Genomic DNA, 23,371 nt, shown 5'->3' on the forward strand with positions numbered 1-23,371 from the left:
GGTTATTGGTTTATAAAATCTTGTTCTTCTTTGGTAAGTAAAAACTTGGCTTCACCTTGTTTATGAGGGGTAACATATTCAAAGAAGGGTTTTTCTATGTCTATTCTGTCATCCTTTTTTATTTGTCCTTTTGTTACACCCGTACGCAAGAAAGATTGCTCTGTTTGAAGATTATCTCTTTTGTTATTATATTCAATACCTCCTTTAGCTTTTACATAAAGACTGCTAAACAATAATTTGTTCTTATAATTACTGAAAGTAATATCTAAGGAGAAATTATCTGAGATAGATTTAAAGGGAATTTTGCTTTCCTTTGAAACATTTTCACTTACAGAACGCTTGGTATCATTAAAAATAATACGTTTCACTGCATTAGTGTGATTATCAAAATAAATAACTGAATTAGTTAATTTAAGACTGAGCTCTTTTTTGATAACAATGTCTGCATTAAAAGTTACTTTGGTGTGATCAGCATTCTTTTCAACTTTTTTAATTTCAATATTCTCTCCATAATACTTTATAAAAGATAAATAGCTGTTAGGATAAAGATATTGAAATAGGTTTTTAGGATCTAAAAAAGCTCCTTGTGTGGTTTTATCCTTATCATTCTTTATATGAGAATAATCAGTATTTTTAAGTGTAACAGCCAACTGTTTATCTAATGTTTCTTGTGGGATAAATAGATATTGTTTGAACCACCAATCTAATTGCACTTGGTAAAGTCGTGTAAGAGTATCATTTCTTACAAATTTTTCTCTATAAGTACATTCTAATGTTTTAGCATTAGTTTCATAGAGTTTTTTATAATTATCTAACACGTATCCTACTTGTTTTTTTAAGTCGAAATTATAAATAACTACCTCATCAAGCACAATTTCTTCAGGAGTTAAATACAAAGTGCTGAAAGAAGTGTCTTTATTTATAACTAATCTCTTTGTCGTATAACCTACACAACTTACAATTAAGCTATCTTCTATGCTAAAATCTATTTTTGCTTTCCCCTCTTCATTAGTAATTGTTCCTTTTTCAAGATTAGGCAGATATAGATGCACATTGCTAATAGGCTGTTTGGTTGTGTTATCCAAAACATTTATAATCTTCTGCTGTGCAGAAAGAATTTGAAAAGAGATTAGTAGCAATATTGTTTTTAAGTATATTTTTAGTTTCATAGGGTAATAAATTTAAAAATCAGAACAAACAGCGGGAATCCCCCGCTGTTTGTTAAAAACTTCATCATTTAGTAAGATCCCACGTGCTTTGTACTTTAAAATTCCAACCATCAGATTCGGAATATCCACCAGAACCTCCTACTGAACTGGGTGCCCACCCCATTTCATAGCGTTTTTCAAGTTCGTCTATCTCAAACGCATTTACTAAGGCTTTTTCGTCAAGTTCGCAAACTTGCTCTTTGTTGAATTTTGTTTCCATAACTATTTATATTTTAATACTGGAAATCAAACCTTCTTTGGGTAAGGCATCGGTTACTTCCTTTTTATAGCGCAAAGATATAAAAAAAAAAACGTGTCAATAGGTAAGTGCAATTTTAACAAAACTTTAACTATGCTAACGTTATAAATCAATACGTTACAATCTTTGTACTACAATTCCTCCTTTAAACTGTTAATTTTTTTTGAGGTGATTGAGGTATTGAGAAATGCTTTTTGCTTATTGAAGCTTTAGTATTCTAACAGTTAAAAATTAGAAATTACACGGTATTCTTTTTGGGTATTGGACAAGGTTATTGGTTTATAAAATCTTGTTCTTCTTTGGTAAGTAAAAACTTGGCTTCACCTTGTTTGTGAGGAGTAACGTATTCGTGAAAAGATTTTTGAATGTCTATTCTATCTTCTTTTTTAATATGTTTGTTCTGTACTCCTGTACGCAAAAAACTATGCTCTAAAAAGAGTTTATCTCTTTTCCCTTTATATTCAACAGCTCCTATGAGTCTTACATAATAAGAACTAAACAATAACTTGCCTTTATAGTCAGTTAAAGTAAGTTCCAAACGACAGTTATCTGTAATAGACTTATAAGGCTTATTCGTTTTCTCAGAAACTTTATCCTTTATACCTTGATGTATGTCATTAAAAATGACTTTTCTCACAGCATTGGTAGTATTGTCAAACACCAATACCGATTTTTCAAGTTTTAGAATTAGTTTTTTATTGATTACAATATCAGCATTAAATGTTACTTTAGTAACATCTTTACTTTTCTCTACTTTTTTAATTTCAATATTTTCACCAAACTGATTTATAAATGACAAATAGGTGTTCACAAAAAGATACATAAACATTGGCGTTCTTTCTAAGTGAGCAGAACGAGCCGCGACTTCATCTTCGCTTAACATTTTAGAGTAGTCAACATTCTTAAGTCGGATTTGTAATAGTTTTTCTAAAGGTTGATTGAAAGAAGCATAACGATAGGTCTTGCTCCACCAATCTAATTGAACTTGGTAGAGCCTTGTTAAGGTATCATTTCTTATCATCTTTTCTCGATAGGTACACTCTAATATCTTAGCCTTAGTGTCATACAATTTGAAGTAATTATCTAAAACATACTTTACTTTCTTCTTCAAATCAAAATTGTACAGTACTACTTCGTCAAGCTGTATTTCTTGTGGTGTGAGATAGACTGTTGCTTTGGAAAAAGTCTTATCTGTAAAAATCTTCTTGGTCTCATAACCAATATGACTTAGGGTAAGCGTATCATTTTCTACGGTAATTTTTGCTTTGCCTTCCTCGTTAGTAATAGTGCCGTTAAGCGTGTTGGTATAATACACTTCGGCATTGGGAATAGCTTTATGAGTAGTAGCGTCGAACAGGGTAAGCTCAGCTACTTGGGCGTGTAAGGTAGTAGTTGTGAACAATAGGATCAAGAATAGTGTTTTCATTTTATTATATTTTTGCGCCAAAGGTAGTAATAATTAGTAAATAACGTACCTTTGCACGGCGAGCTTTTGCTAAAGATTTTCCCGAGTTTCTCAAAAACCAAAATCATAAACTGCCCGTGTGACTCGCACTGCCTGCCGTGCTACGGTTGCCTGTGTGGCTGACACTGCCTATCGTGTTGCGATCTACGGCTTAAATAAGAAAAAAGCTCCTCTTATAGGAGCTTTTTCTGAAAGAAATTTCAAACACAAATACAATGTAAAAGTCTCTAACTAATATGTGAATTCTATTGTTTTTACTTCTTTACCGTTTTCCTTTACAGTAGCTTTAAGAGGGTATTCAGTTTTAAAGTAACTATAAGTGGTTTCTTGCTCGTAACTACGTCCTGTTGCACCAGAGTCCTTTACCGTTTTCTTGGTAATGTTATTTCTGGCGTATTGTTCATCTAAGAACACTTCGGGGTGAGTAGCTCTATAAGACAAATGCAAAAACCAAGGATTGGTTCTACCATCATACTGGTAGGTTGTTACCGAAGTCTTATTACCTGCCGTGTGAGTGTGTTCTCTTACCGTTCCGTTGTAGTTCAACACATAAGTATCTGTAGCAGTAGTGGTAGCGGTACTCTTCACTCCACTCGTTTCAGTGTATTCGCTTGTTACAGCCTTTATCTCATTGAGTACTTCACGGTTGTAGTCTACCACTGTATACTTAGTTACATTAGCCGATAGCTTTTCACTTTTAGTATGTTTTTTTAACCTGCCACCATCATACTCATACTCATCTACGGTTGGCAAACTCTCTTTGCCTACCACAGTAGTTGTTTTCTTAAGCAAGCGTCCTCTTTCACTGCTATACTTTTCATACACAACTTCCTCTTTTTTCACATTGCCTTCTGTGTAAACCGTTTTGATAGGAAAAGTCCCGTCATACGAAGTCTCGTACACTTTTTCCACAGTTCTGCCAGTGTCATCTATCACTTTTATTGTGTGTTTGCGTACCAAGCCTAATGCGGTTTTCTCATATTCAAAAAGATTTTCAGTAGTTTGTGTTTGGGTACCTTGTGCAGGTAGGGTCGTCTCCACTATCTTATCTGCAAAATAGATAGGATCTGAAGGTGGTAAATCGTCGCCTTTATCACAAGCTGTGAATAAGCCAACTGTCGAAAGTAATAAAATAACTCTTTTCATTGTATATAATTATTTTGAAGATTATCTATGTTTGTAATGCTCGTACTTTCTAGAATCCGTGCGAGTCTTTCCAATCCAAAGACTTATACACTACTTTTAATATGTGTGTTGTGTTACACTCCTTATAAAATAACTATTGTGCTAAAACACTGCAAGACACACTTGTTTACATCATATTTATACTAATTCTACTATCAAAAATCTTGCCAGAAAGCACTTTTTCTCCTAAAAACAACCCCTTTTTAACATTTATTCGGTATACCCCAAGCCTTCTTTCACCGTTTTTTAGTAATTCCTGCAATTTCTATCTCTTTTTACCTTTTACTCACATACCCAACTATAAGCCCTCGCTGACTTTTCCTTTCCTTTTACGCCTGTGCGGCTCGCACCTTTTACTTAAGAATAGGTGCTTTCACCCCTTCTCCAAAGCAAATATCCCCCGTAAATACAACCGCTTCGTCCCATAACCCTTCGTCGATAAACTGTTGCAGTGTATAAGCCCCCCTTCCACAATCATACTTTGTAAATTCATTTCATACAGTTTAGCACAAATTTGTTCCAACGGTTTATGCTTAAAATCTATCGTGAAAAAATCAGTGTGTATCATCTCGGGAACAGACGTCTCTTCAGTAAAAAACAAAGTAGTCGTACGGTCGTTCCATACCGCAAATTCCTTCGGACTGCGTAACTTTGGGTCAATTATTATCCTCACAGGATTGCGCCCATACCAGCTACGGCTGTCCAACGAAGGATTATCCGCCAATACCGTTCCTATTCCCACCACAATACCCTGTTCCTCAGTGCGCATTTGGTGTGCTGTCTGGCGTGCATAAACGTCGCTAATCCAGTGCGGAGCAACCTCTTCTTTATGCAGGGGAGCTATAAACCCATCGCGCGTTTCAGCCCATTTCAGGATAATATAAGGGCGATGTTTTTCGTGAAAAGTAAAAAACCGCTTGTTCAGTTCCCTACATTCAGCCTCACACACCCCCACTGTCACCTCACACCCTGCATTGCGCAGTTTTTCAATCCCTTTGCCGTGCACTTTCGCAAAAGGGTCGGTAGTGCCAATCACCACCCGTCCTATCTTGTGAGCAATGATAAGGTCAGCACACGGAGGCGTTTTCCCAAAATGACAACAGGGCTCTAAACTCACGTAAATCGTACTTTTCGGTAGCAGACTCTTATCCTTCACCGAGGTAATCGCCCGTACCTCAGCGTGTGCCTCACCCGCTTTCTGGTGCCACCCCTCCCCTATGATACGCCCTTCGTATACGATAACACTACCTACCATAGGGTTCGGATAGGTACTTCCTAAGCCATTATAAGCCAACTGAATGCACCTATGCATATACCACTCATCAATAGTTAATTCTGAGGTTGTCATAAGAAAAAAAATAACTTTTGGCGCAAAGATAATAAAATAACCGCTAAGTATAAAAACGATAAAATGTTTTATACAATTTTAACAATTCATAACCCATTGAAAATAAACAATCTATATAGCATTTCTATATCTATCTTCCAAGATTCGTATAAGCTTCCTATAAGCTTTCTATAAGCTAAGTACACTTTTTCCATAGTTTCCTTTTATCTCGGTATTTTTCCGATATTATCCTAATATCTTTCGATATCTTCTGAAAACTCCAGTAAGTTACCTCCTCTGGCACTATTTAGTTTTTTTGGCATTAAAAAATAATTTCGTACCTTTGCCTCCTCATTAACCATTAACCACTAACCATTAATCATTAAAGCAATATGCCCCATTATTTCTCTTCCGATTTTACACTCGGAATCCTTGGCGGAGGTCAGTTAGGCAAGATGCTCCTTACCGAAACCCGCAAGTTCGATATCACCTCCAAGGTGCTCGACCCCTCCCCCGACGCTCCTTGTCGCATTGCCTGCAATACCTTTGTGCAAGGCAACCTTACCGACTTTAATACCGTGTATAACTTTGGTAAAGACGTTGAGGTACTCACTATCGAAATCGAAAACGTAAACGTAGAAGCCTTAGAGAAACTACAAACCGAAGGGGTAAAAGTATATCCCAGCCCTCAAACTATCAAGAATATCCAAAATAAAGCCTCTCAAAAACAGTTTTATGCCTCTCACGGTATCCCTACCGCTCCTTTTCAAGTTTTTCAAAATACCGAAAGTCTGAAAAAGGCAATCGATGAGCAACAACTCACTTTACCTTTCGTGTGGAAGTCAGCACGCTTCGGATACGACGGTAATGGCGTGAAAATCGTCCGCCAGCTCACCGACCTGAATTTTTTACCTAACGACCAGTGCATTGCCGAAAGCTTAGTGCCTTTCAAAAAGGAATTGGCAGTAATCGTAGCCCGTAATGCAAAGGGTCAGGTGCGTACCTACCCTGTGGTAGAAATGGAGTTCCACCCCGAAGCCAATCAGGTGGAGTATGTGCTCTGTCCTGCGCGTATTGAAGAGGCTGTCGCTCAAAAAGCACGTACTATTGCAATACAAGTAGCCCAAGCTTTTGAAGTAGTAGGACTCTTAGCCGTCGAGCTCTTTCAAACAAAAAATGATGAGATTTTGGTAAACGAGGTCGCTCCTCGCCCACATAACTCAGGACATTACAGTATTGAGGCAGCTTATACCAATCAGTTTGAGCAACACCTGCGCGCTATCTTAAACCTGCCCTTAGGAAGTACCGAAAGTAAGGTCGCAGGCGTAATGGTGAATCTTGTAGGAGCAGAAGGCTATCAAGGAAAGGTAGTGTATGAAAACATCGAACAGATAATGGCAATGGAAGGCGTAACCCCCCATATCTACGGCAAAAAAGAAACACGCCCTTTTAGGAAAATGGGACACGTAACCATTGTAAATCCTAATATCAACGAAGCACGCCAAATAGCCGAACAAGTAAAGAACACCATACGCGTAATCGCCTAATTTTTCTCTATTCACTCAATCTATGGGAAGCAAAAACAAACTCAAACGATTTGAAGAAAATAAAACCTTTGCCAATGTAATCCAACCTTCACGCGAAGAGCTCCTTAACGGTGCTTTTGTCTATAAAGGTCGGTGGAACACACTCTTTTTTAAGAACAATCACCCTATCGTCTTAGAATTGGGTTGTGGTAAAGGTGAATACTCAGTGGGCTTAGCCAAACGCTACCCTCAGAAGAATTTTATAGGTATCGATATCAAAGGAGCACGCTTTTGGCGAGGTGCTAAAACTGCTACTGACGAAAATATTACCAATGTAGCCTTCTTGCGCACCCAAATAGAACTCATCGAATATTGTTTTGCCCCTGAGGAAGTAAGCGAAATATGGATTACCTTCCCCGACCCTCAAATCAAATACAAGCGCACCAAGCACCGCCTTACAAACGCCGATTTTCTAACGCGGTATCAGCATATCCTTGCTCCTGAGGGTTATATCCACCTCAAAACCGATAGTGAGTTTATGCACGGCTATACGCTAGGATTGTTACACGGAGCAGGGCATAAAGTACTCTATGCCAATCACAACATTTATAATAGCGACGGTGTACCCGAAGAAGTAACCGAAATTAAAACCTTTTATGAGCAGTTCTATTTGGAGCAAAACAAACCTATTACCTACATTCGCTTTCAGATAAAAAAAGATGATAATTAACAATTGTCAATTGTCAATTGAAAGAGTATCTGTGTAATCTGTGTGTAATCTGTGTGTAGTCTGCGAGCTGGCATAGCAGAGTATGTATCTAAAGGCAACTCGTTGCCTATTTGTTTGATTTTTTTAAAGATTTGTAAGATTTCTGTAGCGCAAGCTACACTTTTCTTACGTCGAACTCACATTAATTAACATTGAAAAACCTAAAAAGTCTTTTTTGCATTCCACTTCCCCCTCAAGGAAGGCTATGGGCAACTTACCTCTCTTTACGGGTTGTCCCCCTTCGGGGGAACGGGGGCTTATAGAAGAATAAACATTAAACATCAATTATATTATCAAATGAAAAAGAATATTATTTTAACGTACATTTATCTCATCATTGCGATATCCTTCGCAATCATCTCTTGTAACAAAAACAGTAACACTGAAGAGATTTCACAAAAAGAAAATCCTAAAAAAGAGAACCCTAAAAAAGAAGAACCTAAAAAAGGAGACAGTTCTTTATTAGCTTATTCCAAGCCTTTCTATCTCTTTACGGAAACTAAGGCTTATGAAATGACTAAGCAAGAAAAAGACCCTTACTTAAAGAAACTCTATTACCAAATAGCCGCTACTCCCACAGCTGAATGGTTCGAAGGCGTAAAAGCCTTCGACGATAATACCTTAAAACGCCTCATCGAAGGCGCAAAGGCACAACAAAAAACACCTATCATTACACTCTACGGTATTCCTTATAGAGATTGTGGTTCGTATTCAACTGGAGGTCATAAAACGGCTGCTTCTTATAAAGAGTGGATAAATCGCACCAGTGCTATTATTGGCAAAACCCCTATAATAGTGATTGTAGAACCCGATGCCCATAACTTTTGTTTAAAGAAAGGCTGGAAATACAACGATGCAAAATACAAAGAACGCGCTGAACTCCTCACTTATGTAGGAAAAACTTTTGCTGATAACAACCCAAATGCGTTGTTGTATTTGCATATTGGCGGAACAGAACTCAAACAAGAAGAAGCTGCTCAAGCGGTAATAGATGGCGGTATCCGGTATATGCGTGGCTTTGTTACCAACGTCGCCGACCATAGAGGGACTCCTCGGGCTGAAAAGTGGAGCGAAGAGTTCGTACAAACGCTCCAAAAGAAAGGCTTGGGCACAAAATACTACGTGATAGACACCTCCCGCAATGGTATCGATAGTCCTAAACAAACCAATAAGGCTTATTATTACAGTTGTAACAATTTCAACGCCGCTTTAGGAGTACGCCCTACCACCAAAACCTCTGCTCCTCACGCCGACGCTTATTTGTGGATTAAACATCCTGGCTTATCCGATGGTACTTGTGCCAATGGCGATCCTGAGGCAGGCTCTTGGTATCCCGCAGTAGCAAAATCATTAGTGCAAAAAGCTATTGAAAAAGGAATTATAGAAGAGTGGAAAGTCCCTAACAACTTTTAAATTATCTTACTAAATAACTATGTTACATTCTCAAATTATAGGCGAAGGCACTCCCTTCATTATCCTGCACGGCTTTTTGGGTATGTCAGATAACTGGCGTACTTTGGGGCTCAAATATGCCGAAGCGGGCTTTCAAGTGCATTTAGTAGACCAACGCAATCACGGTCGTAGTTTTCACAGCCCCGATTTCAGCTATCCTCTAATGGCACAAGATTTGCTTGTATATGCTGATGCTCACGGATTAAAAGTCTTTCATCTGATGGGGCATTCTATGGGAGGCAAAACAGCAATGCTTTTCGCTACCGAACACCCCGATAGAGTGCTTTCTCTCATCGTTGCTGATATGTCGCCTAAATACTTTCCTGAGCATCACGGAGCTTGTTTACAAGGTTTAGCATCCTTAAATTTCGATGTGATACATTCACGTGCCGAAGCCGATAAAGCTCTTTCAGCTTATGTAAGCGATATAGGGGTGCGACAGTTCTTACTGAAAAACCTTTATTGGGAAACCAAAGACCGATTGGGCTTGCGCCTGAATCTCCCTGCTTTAATTGAGAATGAAAGCGAGATAGGTGCTGAACTCCCCGATAGCAATGTGTTCGAAGGTAAAACACTCTTCTTAAAAGGAGAGTATTCTGAGTATGTGATGCCCGAAGACGAAGCCCTTATTCGCACTCACTTCCCGCACGCTATTATCGATACAGTGAGCAAGGCAGGACACTGGTTACACGCTCAAAACCCTACTGAATTTTACAATAAAACCATACATTTTCTATGCGATACTTTATAAGCTTATTCATCTCCGCAACCCTTGTTTTTGTATTGGGCTATCTAAATGTAGGTGCTCATATCGAGAACTTCTTTACAGCCCTCGTGGTAGCCTTTGTGCTCTCACTTCTCAATGGTATTGTACGCCCTATATTAGAGTTCATTGCCTTCCCTATTACCTTTATGACTTTTGGGCTCTTTTTATTTATCATCAACACTGTAATTGTGCTCCTGGCAAGCAAATTAGTAGGTGGCTTTGTAGTACACGGCTTCTGGGGCGGACTGATGTTCAGCACTTGCCTTTCGTTAGCTCAGGCATTAGCTCTTGCTCCTCTTGGGAAAGTAAGAAACTAATTATTGCCAAAGTTGAAGTCACTCAAAAAACTTATCTTTCTTCAACTCTTAATTCTCAGCCAAAATCCTCGTCTTTAAACCCTACCAAGTACACCCTTTCTTTAGCACGAGTGATAGCCGTATAAAGCCATCGCAAGTAACCTTCATCTATGATATCATCAGGTAAGTAAGGTTTCTCCACAAACACGGCGTCCCATTGCCCTCCTTGACTCTTATGGCAGGTAATCGCATACGAGAACTTCACCTGCAAAGCATTGAAATAAGGGTTTTCTTTCACTTTCTGATATCTTTTATAAGCCGTAGGTTCATCAGCGTAATCAGCGAGTACTTCTTCATAAAGCTGATTGCTTTGAGCTGGTGATAAGGCAGGAGCCTCACTGTTTAAGGTGTCTAATAATATAACCGTATCAAACGGAGGCTCTTCGGGATAATCAATAAGCTGAGCCGATACCTCAGCAAAGCGGAAACCATAGGCTTCTGTAAAGTCATAAAGCTGTAACACCTCTATGGTATCACCATTGGCAATAAAACTCACTTGCGAATTATCCTTACACCAAAAGTAATTATTCTTAACCACCATTAGCAAGTCTCCGGCAGCTATTTCGTCTTCAACGTCTAAAATCACCCTGCGTATTTGGTTGTTCCAAGCCACCGCGCGCTTGTTGGAGCGCACTATTATCGTAGTTTCTTCTGAACCATAATCGTCATACGCCTCACTGATAGCGTCTTGTATTTCAGCCCCGTCAGTAAGTCGTATTATATCAGGGTGATGATTTATCTTAAAAGCGAACTGTTTTTCAGCAAGCGAAGAGAAGATATGTTTGCGCAAACGGGTAGCATTGCGCAATATCCCCGACTTCCGTCGCTGGCGTACCACCTCAGTAAGCGTAACCGTGAGTACTTCTTTTTGAAACTGATATTCTAAATAAGGAATATTCAGTGCAGGACTTTCGAGGGTATTAACAGGAGGCAATTGCGCAGTATCGCCTATAAGTAATAGTTTGCAGTTTTTTCCAGAATACACAAAGCGCATTAAGTCGTTTAATAATGAAGGGCGCTCAAAGAGTTGATAGTCGTTATCAGCAATCATCGAAGCCTCATCTACTATAAATAAAGTATTTTGGAGCTTATTGGCACGCAGTTTGAAGGATACATCAGTACCATCAGCTTTGGAGTAATAAATATATTTGTGAATAGTGAAAGCCTGTCTTTGGGTGAAATAGGTCATCACTTTGGCTGCTCTACCGGTAGGTGCTAATAACACCGATTGGTGGTTTATGAGCGGTAAAGTACGGATAAGACAGTTGGTGATAGAAGTTTTTCCGGTTCCAGCAAAACCTTTTAGTAAAAAAAGTTTATCAGAAGCATTCACCGAGAATAGATATTCTGTAATCTTTTGTAAAGCAACATCTTGCGAAGGAGTAGGCTCGTGTTTAAAGGCACTAATAAGGGCACTAAAAAAGGCTTTTTCGTTCATAATAAAAACAGTTCTGAGAGCAAAATTATAAAAAAAAGTTAAAATAATTTTTTTGTTTCAAAAAAAGATTGTAGTTTTGCGCAATACCAGTCAAGAAAGTTATTATTAATTTATAGAATTAAAACGATGAAAAAAATTGTAACTATTGCATTTTGGGCATTAGGTTTAGTATTTTGCTACCTAATTTACAGGTCTATCACAGGCCCTATTGAGTTCAAAAAAATTAAGGAGGAACGCTACACCGAGGTAATTAAGAAACTAAAAGATATCCGTGCAGCGCAAGATGCTTATTTGAGACTCAACGGCAAATATGCCGATAATTTTGATGAGCTTACTAAGTTCATCGAAACTGCACAATTTACTATTACTTCACAACGCGACACAAGCTGGAATGCTTTCGATGAGACTTTTAAAATTACGGTAATGCGCCAAGGTGTAGTTATTGATACTTTGGGGCACGTATCAGTAAAAGATTCATTGTTTAAAAACGATAATCGTTATTTGCATTTGCGCGATTTACCTCCTATCAAAGGTAAAATTCCTGGTCAGTTTATAATGAAAACAGGAGAAATTACCGACAAGAACAATGTAAAATCTTCCGTTTTTGAAGCGTATGTGCCTAAGAGAGTGGTGCTACAAGGTCTTGATGAAGACTTAGTAGAAAAAGAAATTGCAAAAACATCGGTAGAAGATGTAAGAGGTCCTAATATTCAGGTAGGTTCACTCGAAGAGCTTACTGTAAACGGTAACTGGCCAACTTCTTATGACGCAAAAATTGCAAAGCAATAATCAGTTTAAAACGTACTTTAAGGAATTGTCCATTCAAATAAACTTGGATGGACTTTCTTTTTGTGTGTTTAACCCTGTGCTCCTGTGTGTAGAGGCTATTTATAATTTTCCTATCAACTTCAGCTATAAGAGCAAAGAAGATATCGATAGGCAAATCTATTTTGTGATACAAAGTGAAGACGACCTCCGCCAAGATTTCGATACTATTAAGGTTTTACACAATACCCCTTCCTTTGCTTTTATCCCACAGTCTCTTTACGGCGGAAAAGACGAAATGCTGGAATACCTCAAATACAGTATAGATGTATCGGAGGCGGAACCCTATACCGTGGAAATTGATAGAATCATATCTATTGAAACGGTGAATGCTTATTTGCCCAATACAATAGTAAATAATTCACTACTTTCTTATTACGGTAGGTTCGACTACCAACACTTTGCTACCTCACTACTACGTATGTTCCTCAAACACTACTCTTCACACGCTTTCGAAGTGATGTATATCTATGCCGAAGTAGGCTCTTTTTACTTTGTAGTGTTTAGAGGTAAAAAACTGTATTACTTCAATAGGTTCAGTTATGAAACCATTGAAGACTTCTTGTATTACATTCTTTTCTCTATTGAACAATTGGATATCGATACTGAGCAAGTGCCTCTTTATATCACAGGGGAAGTAGAACCTACAGCACTGTTTTATAATAAGGTAAGGCGTTATGTGAGGTATATTTACCTCCTGAAATACCATAAGGAACATTTTGCTGCGGGAATGGACGAAGAGCTCATTCGTCGGAATTTTGTGCTCACCCAATCTTTTTAATCTATTGCTATGAAATTTTTGAATATATTGCGCAATACTTTTAAACTATACCAAAGTACTTTCGGAGTGCACCTTTTGGGCTCTCTTATTTTATTTACAGTAGTGTTTTTAGTTTACGCTTCTCTTATTACTACTATCTTCGGAATGCCTTTAGAGGATATCATAGCTCTGCAAAGCAACCCCAAAAAGCTCATCGCTTTAGTCAGTAGCCGGAGTTTTGTTATTAAATTTTGGTTCTTCTCGTTACTTGTAGATGGTATTATTACCCCTTTTACAGCAGGTATTTACAAGAACTACGCGACGGTAATCCAAGGGGAACGCGCTACTTTGAGCAACCTATTCACTTATTATCGCGCTCCTGAAACAAGTGCTATTTTAAGCCACGTTATTCTGCAAATGTGTCTTAAAACTTTTATATTAATAGGCTTTTCTGCCGTAGGAATGTACTCGTTAGGACTTGCCTTTAACACTATTATCTCGTTAGTATTTGTGCTCACTATCCCGATTATTATTTTGGAAAACAAACCTCTTTTCAAGGCTATGGGAGAGAGTTATAGAAGAATAATGCTCGCACCTTTCACTGCTCTTATCATTACCTTTTTGGGTTGTGTTTTTGTATTAGCAGGCTTTCTTTCTTTTGGTATAGGCATTGTGATTACCTTCCCGATACTTTTTGCGAGCATTTTCAGTATATACCTTTCAATAAATAAAAGGTAAATAATAATTTTCTGCTACTATTTACGCTACTTATACAGATGAAATAAGAAAAAAACAGTTAAAAATTAATAAAACAAATATATGAAAAAAGTAATGCTTTTGGGGCTCTTAACAATGGGCTCTTTTACTCTGAACAGTTGCGACGAATTGCAACAAGTTATGGGCAACACTACCCAAGGCGGTAGCGGATTTAATGTAGCCAGCGGACTCAAACAAGCCCTTGAAATGGGGGTAAGTAGTGGGGTGGATTTGCTGAGCAAAGACGGTGGTTATTTTAAAGACCAAGCAGTACGGATTCTCTTACCCGAAGAACTCCAGAAGGTAGATAAAACTTTGCGTTCGGTGGGGTTAGGTTCTTTGGCTGACCAAGGGCTAAAAGTACTAAACGAAGCAGCTGAAAATGCTGTGAGCCAGGCGAAGCCTATCTTTTTATCGGCGATACGAAATATGACCTTTACCGATGCGATGAACATCTTAAAAGGTGACAATACCGCAGCGACTACCTACCTAAAAAACAGCACTTATAGTTCTTTGGAGACTGCTTTTGCTCCCAAAGTGCAAGCCTCGCTTAGTGAAGTAGGTGCCGATAAGGTATGGGAAAACATTATCAACAAGTATAACCAAATACCATTGGTAAAGCCCGTTGAACCGAACCTTACTAAATACGTTACCCAACAGGCTATCAATGGGTTGTTTGTGAAGGTGGGCGATAAGGAGAAGGAAATACGCACGAACATAGCGGCGCGCACTACCCCTCTACTAAAATCGGTGTTTGCGATGCAGGATAATAAATAATAGCAAATCCCTTTCTCACAGAGAAAGGGATTTTTTGTTGTTTAACTGTTAACGTAGCACGTGCGAGCTGTACGGACTGTTAAATTAGCAAATTGCGAGCCACACAGCAGTTGTGATTCGACAGGCAATAATAATCCCTGTGTAGTATATAAGTTCCTACTGTTTCTCTTTGGCAATCCTGATTTTGCGTAACCATAAACCGACACCAAGATACAACAGACAAGGAATAATCCCTGAAACGGGTGAAATGAGTATATCTTTACCCGTTTCAATGAAAATATGCTTGTCGTACATCAAGCTGTAGATGGTAGTATCCTCAATAGCGTGCATCCACACCCCAGGCCAGATAGAGCCCGTAAGGCGGAAAATCTCGGTATACATTACCGTCCACAAGGTGCAGCTCACTAATGCCAACACGCAAAAGGTTACTTTGTCGTAAGGGAATAAAGCAAATAGGCGTTCGGGTTTTATGAAGTAGAAAAAGTAAGGCCAATGCCACGAACACCACACTACCCCCACAATGAGGTAGAGCCATATATCTTTCAGCTTCAAACTGAGCAAACGAGCGGTGAGGTACCCCCGCCACGACGATTCTTCAAAGAAATTCTTTACAAATTCCGCTAATACAAAAATACCAAAACCCGCGAAGTAGTTTGTCCAATGGATTTGCACTTTCAGCCACCCAAAAAGTTCTCCAATAAGCAGGGTAAGGGCAATCACCGTAGGATAAATAAGCGTAGCCACCCCATACCACCGCAGGTTTTTCTTGATAAGTGGGCGCAGTCCTGCATCGCGCCAACCATCGCCCATAAAGGCGCGCAACACGAGCCAAGTCAGCACTGGGGCAGCTATAAAAATACCCATTCCTTTAGTACCATTGCTGGTATTGCTGAAATCGCCTGCTGTTTCCCCCGTAAGGGAATCTACCCATACGCCTACCCAGCCACAACTGAGGGCAACGAGAATAAAAATGCATACATTTATCTTCTTGTTCTTTGTCATAATAGAAGAAGTTTTGAAAGTACAAAGATAAGAAAAAATAGCAAATTAGTAAATTTACAAATATGCTAATTAATAGTTAGCCTTCAGTGGCTCTACAGTGGGTCTACAGTGGGTCTACAGTGGGTCTACATTGAACAATAATAGGTATTAAACTAAATAGCATACGAATACATTTGCTACTTCATTTAATATCTTATATCTTTGCACCACTAATCGACAAATTGACATATTGGTTAATTGATAAATTATGCTTATCTTTGCACTTCACATAAAAAGCATTAGCCGTTTGTACTAATGACTAAAAACTAACATCTAATATCTTACATTATGAGTTTTTTGAAAAAACTTTTCAATTTACATCAGGGGGAAGAGAAAAAGGAAAAAGTAATTGAAGATATCCTTAGCAATATCTCTTTTCGTGGTGCTAATCTATGGATTTTGGCTTGTGCTATCCTGATTGCTTCTATTGGGTTAAACGTGAATTCTACTGCTGTAATCATCGGGGCGATGCTTATTTCTCCTTTGATGGGACCTATCGTAGGGGCAGGATTTGCATTGGCTACTTACGATTTCGACCTGTTGAAGAAAACGGGCAAGAGTTTGCTCATCGCTACTGTGGTGAGTCTTATAGTATCGTTTATCTACTTCTATATCAGTCCGTTTAAAGATGTACAGTCAGAGCTTTTGGCGCGTACTTCGCCTACCATTTACGATGTGCTTATTGCCTTTGTGGGTGGGTTGGTAGGGGCTATCTCCCTCACCCGAGAAGACAGAGGGAACCCTATCCCAGGGGTGGCAATTGCTACTGCTTTGATGCCACCGCTTTGTACAGCTGGATTTGGCTTAGCTACGGGCAATATTAGTTTTTTTTTAGGAGCTTTCTATCTATATAGCATCAACTGTTTCTTCATTGGGATTGCTACTTTCCTCATCATCAAATACCTGAAATACACTCCTAAAAACACGGGTAACGAAGCGCTCAACAAGCGTTTGCGCGTTGTTATCACCACATTGGTAATCCTTATTGTTACCCCTAGTTTGTATTTGGCATATAGCCTTTTGAAAGAGAAGGAATTCCACGAGAATGTAGCTCATTATATCACTGCCGAGTTTGAAAACAGCGGTTATACCATTATTTACAAGAAAATACACTACAATGCCTCGCCTAAAACCATTGAATTGGCTTTTTTAGACAAGAAATTTACTGATGAGGAAGTAAAAACACTACAAAGCAACCTCAAAAACTTCAAATTACACAATACCGAACTCATCATTAGGCAAAAAGAGTCGGATATTGACAAAGAGATGCTATCGGAAATCAACAAAAACAAGGCGTCGCTCTCTAATAAAGACATAAAGATAAATCAGCTAAAAGAAGAGTTGGCGCAATACAAATATACCGACCCGACTTTTGCCAAAGAAATAAAAGTATTGTTCCCTAATATTGAGAGCTTTTATTTTGGAAAACTGACAGATTTTTCAGGAAAAGGCAACTCTTCTCTCACTACGGTGATGCTCTACACGCCTAAAAAAGAAACTGTGAAGGGCAAAGAAGTCGCCAAAGAAGTGGATCGCCAAAAGTTGCAACAATGGCTCGCTGAGAAGTTTGGCGATAAGAAAGTGATTTGCAGATTAGCAGATTAGGGAATTAGAAAATTAGCATATTAGAAAATGAGAAAATGAAATCCCCGTGGTGTGAGCTGTACGGACTGTTAAATTCGTGAGTTCGACATAAGAAAAGTGTAGTTTACGCTACAGAAATCTTATAAATCTTAAAAAAATCAAACAAATAGATAGCAAGTTGCCTTTAGACACATACTCTGCTATGCCAGCTCGCAGACTACACACAGATTACACGGACAGTCTTTCAATTGACAATTGACAATTGACAATTGACAATTGACAATTGATAATTGATAATTGATAATTGATAAATGTGATGGGTACGCATTAGTAGCTTTGTTGCTGGATTTACACAGATTGTAATACAAACATAGGTGTGACTTTGGTAGTTTTAAAAACTTTTAGATGGTTTTTGGTGAAGCAGTGACTAACTAATTTCTTTAACGCAATAGACTGGGATAAAGTAGTGATGCTTTATAGCCAACGCTAAATAAGTAGTATAAATTATAACAACATTCGCTGCAATGCCTTTGGCATTGCAGCGAATGTTTATTTATAAGATAGTTTAGCTAAATATTAAAGATTTAAGTTATTGATACTTTCATTTTGAGGAATTGCGAACGTAAGACGTGGATTATCATAACTAAAACTTTTGTTCTTTAGTTCTAAGTGGTTGCCCCCTCTGTTTACCGTTTTGTGGTTACGTTTTAAGGCGAGGTAACTTTTCCCTTCACCCCATAGCTCAATACGAGTATTGAGATAGATGTCGTCTTGTAACTGAGTATTAGTAAGTCCATCAACATAAGCAATATCGGTAGCAGCAGTAGCTTCAGGATAACGTTGCATTAAAAGTTTCTTATAAATAGTTTTGGCTTGGGCATCTTGCCCTAACTTAGCCAAGGCTTCTGCTGCCAATAAATAAAACTCATCTACACGCATATACACGTAGTCGGTAGTGATATTTCTTTGTCCACCTAACACTCTATCGGGTGCAAAAAACTTGTTTGAAGGAACTAATTCGGCTCCCGCAAGAGGAGTGTCAAATTGTTTTTTGCGAATGTCGTTAGTGCGTATTTGGGCATAGAGTTTATCATCAATAGCCTTAGGGTCACCTGCCCAAGCATAACTATAGGTATAAACGTCCATCATACCCCACCAAGAGTTTAACGTAAAATCATTATCAATAATCAGGTCGGCACCCCACATCCAGCTGTCGGTATTTACATCATTAAAACCACCGCCTTTTCGGGTAGTAGCATCGTATACAGTTTGCTCGCGAGAGGTAAGTGGAAAACCACTATTATTAATGATGTCTTGTGCTAACTCGGCTACTTTTTGGTTTTCGCCCATAGCCGCATAGGTATAGGCAAGCAAGCCTTTGGCGACGTTTCTATTAATCATTCCTTTGTTGGCACGAGTAAAGCCATTTAAGTTATCTATGGCAAATTTCAAATCGCTTATGATTTGGGCATATACTTCTGATTGTTTTACACGTGGCTTGCTAGCTATATCGGCTTCTGTATATAGTGGAATAGAGTTCTTACTTGATTCGGGTTCATACTTGGTAGTGAATATTTGCATCAAGTAAAAGTAAGCATAACCACGTAAGGCGTGAAACTGTGCTAAGACGTACTTCTCACTATCGTTTTTAGGGCTTGCCAATTCGGCTATTGATTTATTAGTTTCGTATATCATACGATAATAATAACGCCAAGGAATATAGTTATAGTCATTGCTTGGGCGTTCGGTAGCGGTTAAATTAGCTATTGTTTGATAACGTCTGTAATTTGCTGCTAACAAAGCCATATCTCCACAGAGCATATCTGTACAGATATCTACTTGTTTTTGTCCAAAATCTACTTGATCCTCAGTTCCTCCTGTACCCCATTTGTAGGTCATTAGGTACAAGCCATTAAGACGAACATCAGCAGGAGCTGTAGACACTACTCGTGTAGGAGTGGTATCAAGAAAATCTTTTTGGCAACCAATAAATACTGCTATTGTTGCTAATAATATACTATAAGTTAAATATCTTTTCATAGTGTTTTTCATTTAAAAAGTTGCTTTTACTCCTAAAGTAAAAGTAGATAGAGGGGAATAAGTATATCTATCAGAATTACCTGATTCGCTAGTAGTAGGATTGAATCCTTTACGAGCAGTTTTTAACCATAAGTTATCGCCACTTAGGGTAAAGGTCAGCCCTTCAAATCCTATGGTTTGACATACTTTTTTATCTAAGCTATAAGCTAAGGTAACGTTGTTCAGTGCTAAGTAATCAGCTTTGACTAAGAAACGTGAAGATTGGCTATTCACATCGGTATCGCTACTGATATTATTGCCATATCCTGATGATAATCTTGGGACATCGGTAATGTCGCCAGGTTGTTTCCAGTGATTTTCTATATCGGTATGCCAATTATTACCACCTACTTTTTCATTACCCATTAGGTCAGCATACACTGCATCGTAAGCGTAACCTCCTAAGCTGTATAAGAGTTGTGCACTGATAGAAAAGCCCTTATATCCGACATTTAAGTTAAAAGCACCGCGTATATCGGGGATAGCTGATTTACCTATGTATTTTTGTGTAGCTTTACTGTACACTTCGGTTATTCCTTCCTTAATGTTCGCATTAGGATATTGTACTTGGTATTCGCGCAATGAGGATATCTCTTCGTCTCCGCTATCGAACACATTGTTGTTATTGTTATCCGCATAGTGCATTGTCCATTGGGCAGCTCCTGTTTGAGGATTTACCCCACGATATTCACGTGTATAAAAATCAAAGAGAGAGTGGTCTTTACTTCTACCAAAAACGCTTCTTATATCAAGAATTTTTTCATCTTTTATTGATTTATCGTAAGGCATTTGGATGAGTTTGTTAGTAAGCATTTCTCCATTTACGCCTACATCTACTTTCCAATCGTTAGTATTAACTAAATGGGTTTGTAGATTAAACTCGAATCCAGTATTAATTAATTTACCGTCGTTTACTTTCCAGATTCCATTACCGGTAGAAGGAGCCAAGCGACTATCAAAAATCAAATTACTGGTAGCTTTACGATAGTAATCTACTTGTAACTCAATAGCTCTTGATTTTAAGAAGGTAAACTCAGCTCCTACTTGAAATATTCTCGCTTTTTCCCAAGTAAGATCAGGGTAGCCTATTCTGTTAAACGTAGCCGAAGGTAGCCCCATAAAGTTACCTAAATCGTATACATCATAACCTGGATAGTATGAAACGTTATCTCCTTCTGAATCAACTGATTGATCGCCTACCGTACCATAGCTAGTTTTGAGTTTGAAATAAGGTAGCCATTGTTTATCTTTCAAAAAGTTTTCTTTACTTACTACCCATCCTAAACCTGCTGAAGCAAAAGTCCCCCATTTGTTGTTTAAGAAACGGGAAGAACCATCACGGCGCACAGTACCTGAGAACAAGTATTTACCTTGATAATCGTAGAGTAACTGACTGAAATAACTTTCCATACGGTAGCCATAAATATACGAAGTTAAACTTCCTACTTTAATAGCGTTTTCGAATTCAGTACCTTTAGGGTCTACTAAACCGTTCTTATCTCCTTCCAAAGTGTAATAATCGTACACGGTACTTTCGTGAGCTACAAAAGCTTGTAGATTATGGTCTCCAAATTGGTGAGTATAACGCAACATTTGTAAAAAAGTGTAGTTTAGTAGGTCATATCTAGCTTTATAAAGATAACCTTTTTGTGAGGCTGAACTACCATAATAAGGATTGGTATAGTTGTTATATGCATTATTGTAATACTGTCCTCCTAAGCGAGTTTCAAAGCTCAATCCTTTTACTATATCGGCACGTAAGAAAATATTTCCAATGACATCATTACGCGTTCTGTTTCTTTTATCGTAAGTAGCTTGAGCTACGGCATTAGTAAGGGAACCAAAACCACGCCCTCTACCAAAATCGTATTGATAGCCACCGTAATAATTATCTTTCACTTTGTTACCTTTAGCATCACGCAAAAATAGCGGATAAATAGGAGGAATATTATCGGTAAACCAAAACAAGCTATTAGAGCTTTCTGCCTGACCATTTGCTTTGGTTTCAGTATGTACATAGCTTAAATTAAACTCACCTTTCAGCCAGTTTTTGGGCTGATAGCCTAGGTTAAGACGACCGGTATAGCGTTCAAAACCGGTATTAATAGCATAGCCTTCGTCTTTAAGGTAGCCTATACCAGTGTAATAAGTAGTTTTACTACTACCCCCACTCATACTTATGTTGTACTCTTTGCGTATAGCTGTTTGGAAGGCGTAGTCGCTCCAATCTTCAGGATCGTACTTACGAGTCACACCATCGTTTATCTTACCTGTAGTGGGGTTGATAAGATTTGTTCCGGCTACATTCCACATATTATATTTGGGGGTAATTCCTAAATTACTAAATATATTTTTATTAGCATAATCTACTGCACTCGTATAACCCTCGTTGGCAAAAGCTGTAGCGTCTTCAGCTTGCAATAAAGCTCCACTTTGGCGCAAAGCCTCCCAACTGAGTTCGGCATAGCGTTCAGGACTTTTAATCATATCGTAACGAGGTAACAAGCGCATATTGAAGCCTACTTTTGATTCTATTTGTATACGTGATATATCGGAACGCCCTTTTTTGGTTGTAATGAGCACTACCCCATTGGCACCACGAGAACCATATACTGAGGTAGAGGTAGCATCTTTCAATATTACTAAATTCTCGATATCATCAGGATTGATAGAAGACACCGCTCCTTCATAAGGTACTCCATCTACTACATAGAGAGGATCACGACTACTATTTACTGAACCAAACCCACGTATACGAATTTTAGCCTCAGAACCTGGTTGTCCCGAAGTATTGATTACACGAACCCCTGCTACTTCTCCTGCAATAGATTTTGATACGTCTGCTGTATTTTTTCTTTTAAGAGCATCTTTATCAACAGTAGCAGCAGTACCTACGTATTGGTCTTTCTTTACGGATACGTAGCCTACTACTTCTACCTCGTCAATCACTTGGGCTTCTTCTTGCATTACTACATCAATGCGACCAGAAGGGCCTACTTTGCGATTTTGGGTTTTCATTCCTAAGAATGAGAACTCTAAGGTCTTACCTGGAGCAACCTTGATGCTATAACGACCATTAAAGTCGGTTTGAACACCGTGTTGTTCTCCTTTTACTACTACAGCTACGCCCATCATTTCGGTTCCACTAGCATCGCGTACTGTTCCTGTCACTTCTCGTTCCTGCGCCCACGAGAAGCCTTGCACTATTAGTATTAAAAATAGTGCGAAAGATACTTTGTTTAATCTCATCTTCTATAACATTATTTTATAAACTGGTGCAAAGGTAGAAAAGTTTTCTGTTAAGTTCCAAATTTATCCTTAACAAATTTACTCATTTTGTTTGTAAAAAATAGATGAGAAAAAAATCATAAAAACGCGATTTCTTTGCGTTTTTTGCAATAAAATAGGCATTTCTTTGATGAAAACGCAAAGAAATGCCTATTATGCACTGTTTTTATGCAAAATTATTTCAGTAAAAAAACACTATTTTTGTTACAAAATAACCAATAGAATGTTACAAATATCACAATGAGAAAATGAGGTGCGAGCCGCACAGGCAGGGAAAAAATGAGAGAATGAGAGAATGAGAGAATGAGAGAATGAGAGAATGAGAGAATGAGAAAATGGGGAAATGGAGAGGTAACTTTTTAGAACATCAACTTTACCAAAATTTCAAACTTTGGCAAAGTGCGTACCGCAAAAGCGATATGTTAGAGCTGTTATGGGGATTCGGAAGGAAACGGAGAAGTTCGGAAGAGATTTGAGAGGATTTTTGATGAAAAAAGGGTATTAGATGGG

The 23,371-nt window shown here is 38.4% G+C and carries 18 protein-coding genes and 1 pseudogene; 10 read left to right on the forward strand and 9 right to left on the reverse strand.

The window, feature by feature from the left end:
• Window positions 1-2: 2 nt before the first annotated feature.
• From HW278_RS03885 to ribD, 5 genes and pseudogenes are all read right to left on the reverse strand, one after another.
• Complete coding sequence (locus tag HW278_RS03885) at window positions 3-1,169, reverse strand: carboxypeptidase-like regulatory domain-containing protein (protein WP_178976986.1); 1,167 nt, start codon at window positions 1,167-1,169, stop codon at window positions 3-5.
• 64 nt (window positions 1,170-1,233) lie between these two features.
• Complete coding sequence (locus HW278_RS03890; protein ID WP_178976533.1) at window positions 1,234-1,428, reverse strand: hypothetical protein; 195 nt, start codon at window positions 1,426-1,428, stop codon at window positions 1,234-1,236.
• A 310-nt stretch (window positions 1,429-1,738) separates the two neighbouring features.
• Entirely contained in the window at window positions 1,739-2,893 is a 1,155-nt protein-coding gene (locus tag HW278_RS03895) for a carboxypeptidase-like regulatory domain-containing protein (protein ID WP_178976987.1), read from the reverse strand.
• A gap of 270 nt (window positions 2,894-3,163) precedes the next feature.
• Window positions 3,164-4,078, reverse strand: coding sequence for a hypothetical protein (locus tag HW278_RS03900; protein WP_178976988.1), 915 nt, complete (start codon window positions 4,076-4,078; stop codon window positions 3,164-3,166).
• Window positions 4,079-4,470: 392 nt separating this feature from the next.
• Window positions 4,471-5,465, reverse strand: a pseudogene (ribD, locus tag HW278_RS03905) (bifunctional diaminohydroxyphosphoribosylaminopyrimidine deaminase/5-amino-6-(5-phosphoribosylamino)uracil reductase RibD).
• 371 nt (window positions 5,466-5,836) lie between these two features.
• Here ribD and HW278_RS03910 point away from each other — a divergent pair.
• The 5 genes from HW278_RS03910 to HW278_RS03930 all read left to right on the forward strand — a co-directional run bounded on the left by HW278_RS03910 (window position 5,837) and on the right by HW278_RS03930 (window position 10,274).
• Window positions 5,837-6,991 carry a 5-(carboxyamino)imidazole ribonucleotide synthase gene (locus HW278_RS03910; RefSeq protein WP_178976989.1) on the forward strand — a complete coding sequence of 385 codons (1,155 nt, stop codon included), beginning with the start codon at window positions 5,837-5,839 and terminating at the stop codon, window positions 6,989-6,991.
• Between the two features lie 22 nt (window positions 6,992-7,013).
• Window positions 7,014-7,700, forward strand: coding sequence for a tRNA (guanosine(46)-N7)-methyltransferase TrmB (trmB, locus tag HW278_RS03915; RefSeq protein WP_178976990.1), 687 nt, complete (start codon window positions 7,014-7,016; stop codon window positions 7,698-7,700).
• A gap of 336 nt (window positions 7,701-8,036) precedes the next feature.
• Window positions 8,037-9,152, forward strand: a complete 1,116-nt coding sequence (locus tag HW278_RS03920) for a glycoside hydrolase family 6 protein (RefSeq protein ID WP_178976991.1) — start codon at window positions 8,037-8,039, stop codon at window positions 9,150-9,152.
• A 19-nt stretch (window positions 9,153-9,171) separates the two neighbouring features.
• A complete protein-coding gene (locus tag HW278_RS03925) occupies window positions 9,172-9,942 on the forward strand; it encodes an alpha/beta fold hydrolase (RefSeq protein WP_178976992.1) in 771 nt (256 codons plus the stop codon).
• Window positions 9,927-10,274, forward strand: a complete 348-nt coding sequence (locus tag HW278_RS03930) for a phage holin family protein (RefSeq protein ID WP_009420813.1) — start codon at window positions 9,927-9,929, stop codon at window positions 10,272-10,274. The genes HW278_RS03925 and HW278_RS03930 overlap by 16 nt, the downstream gene beginning before the upstream one ends.
• A gap of 55 nt (window positions 10,275-10,329) precedes the next feature.
• On the opposite strand, the gene HW278_RS03935 is transcribed toward HW278_RS03930, so the two are convergent.
• The gene (locus HW278_RS03935; RefSeq protein ID WP_178976993.1) at window positions 10,330-11,751 is read right to left on the reverse strand and encodes an ATP-dependent RecD-like DNA helicase; all 1,422 of its coding nucleotides are present in this window, start codon (window positions 11,749-11,751) and stop codon (window positions 10,330-10,332) included.
• Between the two features lie 126 nt (window positions 11,752-11,877).
• On the opposite strand from HW278_RS03935, the gene HW278_RS03940 reads away from it, so the two are divergent.
• The 4 genes from HW278_RS03940 to HW278_RS03955 all read left to right on the forward strand — a co-directional run bounded on the left by HW278_RS03940 (window position 11,878) and on the right by HW278_RS03955 (window position 14,869).
• On the forward strand, window positions 11,878-12,540 hold the full coding sequence (locus HW278_RS03940) for a hypothetical protein (protein ID WP_009418953.1): 663 nt from the start codon (window positions 11,878-11,880) through the stop codon (window positions 12,538-12,540).
• Window positions 12,515-13,357, forward strand: a complete 843-nt coding sequence (locus HW278_RS03945; protein WP_009410305.1) for a DUF3822 family protein — start codon at window positions 12,515-12,517, stop codon at window positions 13,355-13,357. The genes HW278_RS03940 and HW278_RS03945 overlap by 26 nt, the downstream gene beginning before the upstream one ends.
• 9 nt (window positions 13,358-13,366) lie before the next feature.
• Window positions 13,367-14,074 (forward strand): beta-carotene 15,15'-monooxygenase, encoded by a 708-nt coding sequence (locus HW278_RS03950; protein ID WP_178976994.1) that lies wholly within the window; start codon window positions 13,367-13,369, stop codon window positions 14,072-14,074.
• A gap of 81 nt (window positions 14,075-14,155) precedes the next feature.
• Window positions 14,156-14,869 carry a DUF4197 domain-containing protein gene (locus HW278_RS03955; RefSeq protein ID WP_002673868.1) on the forward strand — a complete coding sequence of 238 codons (714 nt, stop codon included), beginning with the start codon at window positions 14,156-14,158 and terminating at the stop codon, window positions 14,867-14,869.
• A 156-nt stretch (window positions 14,870-15,025) separates the two neighbouring features.
• Here the strand turns inward: HW278_RS03955 and HW278_RS03960 are convergent, their stop codons facing one another.
• On the reverse strand, window positions 15,026-15,871 hold the full coding sequence (locus HW278_RS03960) for a CPBP family intramembrane glutamic endopeptidase (RefSeq protein ID WP_009410303.1): 846 nt from the start codon (window positions 15,869-15,871) through the stop codon (window positions 15,026-15,028).
• A gap of 327 nt (window positions 15,872-16,198) precedes the next feature.
• On the opposite strand from HW278_RS03960, the gene HW278_RS03965 reads away from it, so the two are divergent.
• Entirely contained in the window at window positions 16,199-17,515 is a 1,317-nt protein-coding gene (locus HW278_RS03965; RefSeq protein ID WP_178976995.1) for a DUF389 domain-containing protein, read from the forward strand.
• A 555-nt stretch (window positions 17,516-18,070) separates the two neighbouring features.
• Here HW278_RS03965 and HW278_RS03970 read toward each other — a convergent pair.
• Both HW278_RS03970 and HW278_RS03975 read right to left on the reverse strand, forming a co-directional pair.
• Window positions 18,071-19,534 (reverse strand): RagB/SusD family nutrient uptake outer membrane protein, encoded by a 1,464-nt coding sequence (locus HW278_RS03970; RefSeq protein WP_178976996.1) that lies wholly within the window; start codon window positions 19,532-19,534, stop codon window positions 18,071-18,073.
• Window positions 19,535-19,546: 12 nt separating this feature from the next.
• Window positions 19,547-22,822, reverse strand: coding sequence for a SusC/RagA family TonB-linked outer membrane protein (locus tag HW278_RS03975; RefSeq protein ID WP_178976997.1), 3,276 nt, complete (start codon window positions 22,820-22,822; stop codon window positions 19,547-19,549).
• Between the last annotated feature and the right edge of the window lie 549 nt (window positions 22,823-23,371).

Source organism: Capnocytophaga sp. oral taxon 902 (assembly GCF_013394735.1).
Taxonomy (GTDB): domain Bacteria; phylum Bacteroidota; class Bacteroidia; order Flavobacteriales; family Flavobacteriaceae; genus Capnocytophaga; species Capnocytophaga ochracea.

What these genes read in the sequence shown, in the direction of transcription:
- HW278_RS03885 (WP_178976986.1), bottom strand. Translation starts at nt 1,169, where the DNA reads ATGAAACTAAAAATATACTTAAAAACAATATTGCTACTAATCTCTTTT.
- HW278_RS03890 (WP_178976533.1), bottom strand. Translation starts at nt 1,428, where the DNA reads ATGGAAACAAAATTCAACAAAGAGCAAGTTTGCGAACTTGACGAAAAA.
- HW278_RS03895 (WP_178976987.1), bottom strand. Translation starts at nt 2,893, where the DNA reads ATGAAAACACTATTCTTGATCCTATTGTTCACAACTACTACCTTACAC.
- HW278_RS03900 (WP_178976988.1), bottom strand. Translation starts at nt 4,078, where the DNA reads ATGAAAAGAGTTATTTTATTACTTTCGACAGTTGGCTTATTCACAGCT.
- HW278_RS03910 (WP_178976989.1), top strand. Translation starts at nt 5,837, where the DNA reads ATGCCCCATTATTTCTCTTCCGATTTTACACTCGGAATCCTTGGCGGA.
- trmB (WP_178976990.1), top strand. Translation starts at nt 7,014, where the DNA reads ATGGGAAGCAAAAACAAACTCAAACGATTTGAAGAAAATAAAACCTTT.
- HW278_RS03920 (WP_178976991.1), top strand. Translation starts at nt 8,037, where the DNA reads ATGAAAAAGAATATTATTTTAACGTACATTTATCTCATCATTGCGATA.
- HW278_RS03925 (WP_178976992.1), top strand. Translation starts at nt 9,172, where the DNA reads ATGTTACATTCTCAAATTATAGGCGAAGGCACTCCCTTCATTATCCTG.
- HW278_RS03930 (WP_009420813.1), top strand. Translation starts at nt 9,927, where the DNA reads ATGCGATACTTTATAAGCTTATTCATCTCCGCAACCCTTGTTTTTGTA.
- HW278_RS03935 (WP_178976993.1), bottom strand. Translation starts at nt 11,751, where the DNA reads ATGAACGAAAAAGCCTTTTTTAGTGCCCTTATTAGTGCCTTTAAACAC.
- HW278_RS03940 (WP_009418953.1), top strand. Translation starts at nt 11,878, where the DNA reads ATGAAAAAAATTGTAACTATTGCATTTTGGGCATTAGGTTTAGTATTT.
- HW278_RS03945 (WP_009410305.1), top strand. Translation starts at nt 12,515, where the DNA reads ATGACGCAAAAATTGCAAAGCAATAATCAGTTTAAAACGTACTTTAAG.
- HW278_RS03950 (WP_178976994.1), top strand. Translation starts at nt 13,367, where the DNA reads ATGAAATTTTTGAATATATTGCGCAATACTTTTAAACTATACCAAAGT.
- HW278_RS03955 (WP_002673868.1), top strand. Translation starts at nt 14,156, where the DNA reads ATGAAAAAAGTAATGCTTTTGGGGCTCTTAACAATGGGCTCTTTTACT.
- HW278_RS03960 (WP_009410303.1), bottom strand. Translation starts at nt 15,871, where the DNA reads ATGACAAAGAACAAGAAGATAAATGTATGCATTTTTATTCTCGTTGCC.
- HW278_RS03965 (WP_178976995.1), top strand. Translation starts at nt 16,199, where the DNA reads ATGAGTTTTTTGAAAAAACTTTTCAATTTACATCAGGGGGAAGAGAAA.
- HW278_RS03970 (WP_178976996.1), bottom strand. Translation starts at nt 19,534, where the DNA reads ATGAAAAGATATTTAACTTATAGTATATTATTAGCAACAATAGCAGTA.
- HW278_RS03975 (WP_178976997.1), bottom strand. Translation starts at nt 22,822, where the DNA reads ATGAGATTAAACAAAGTATCTTTCGCACTATTTTTAATACTAATAGTG.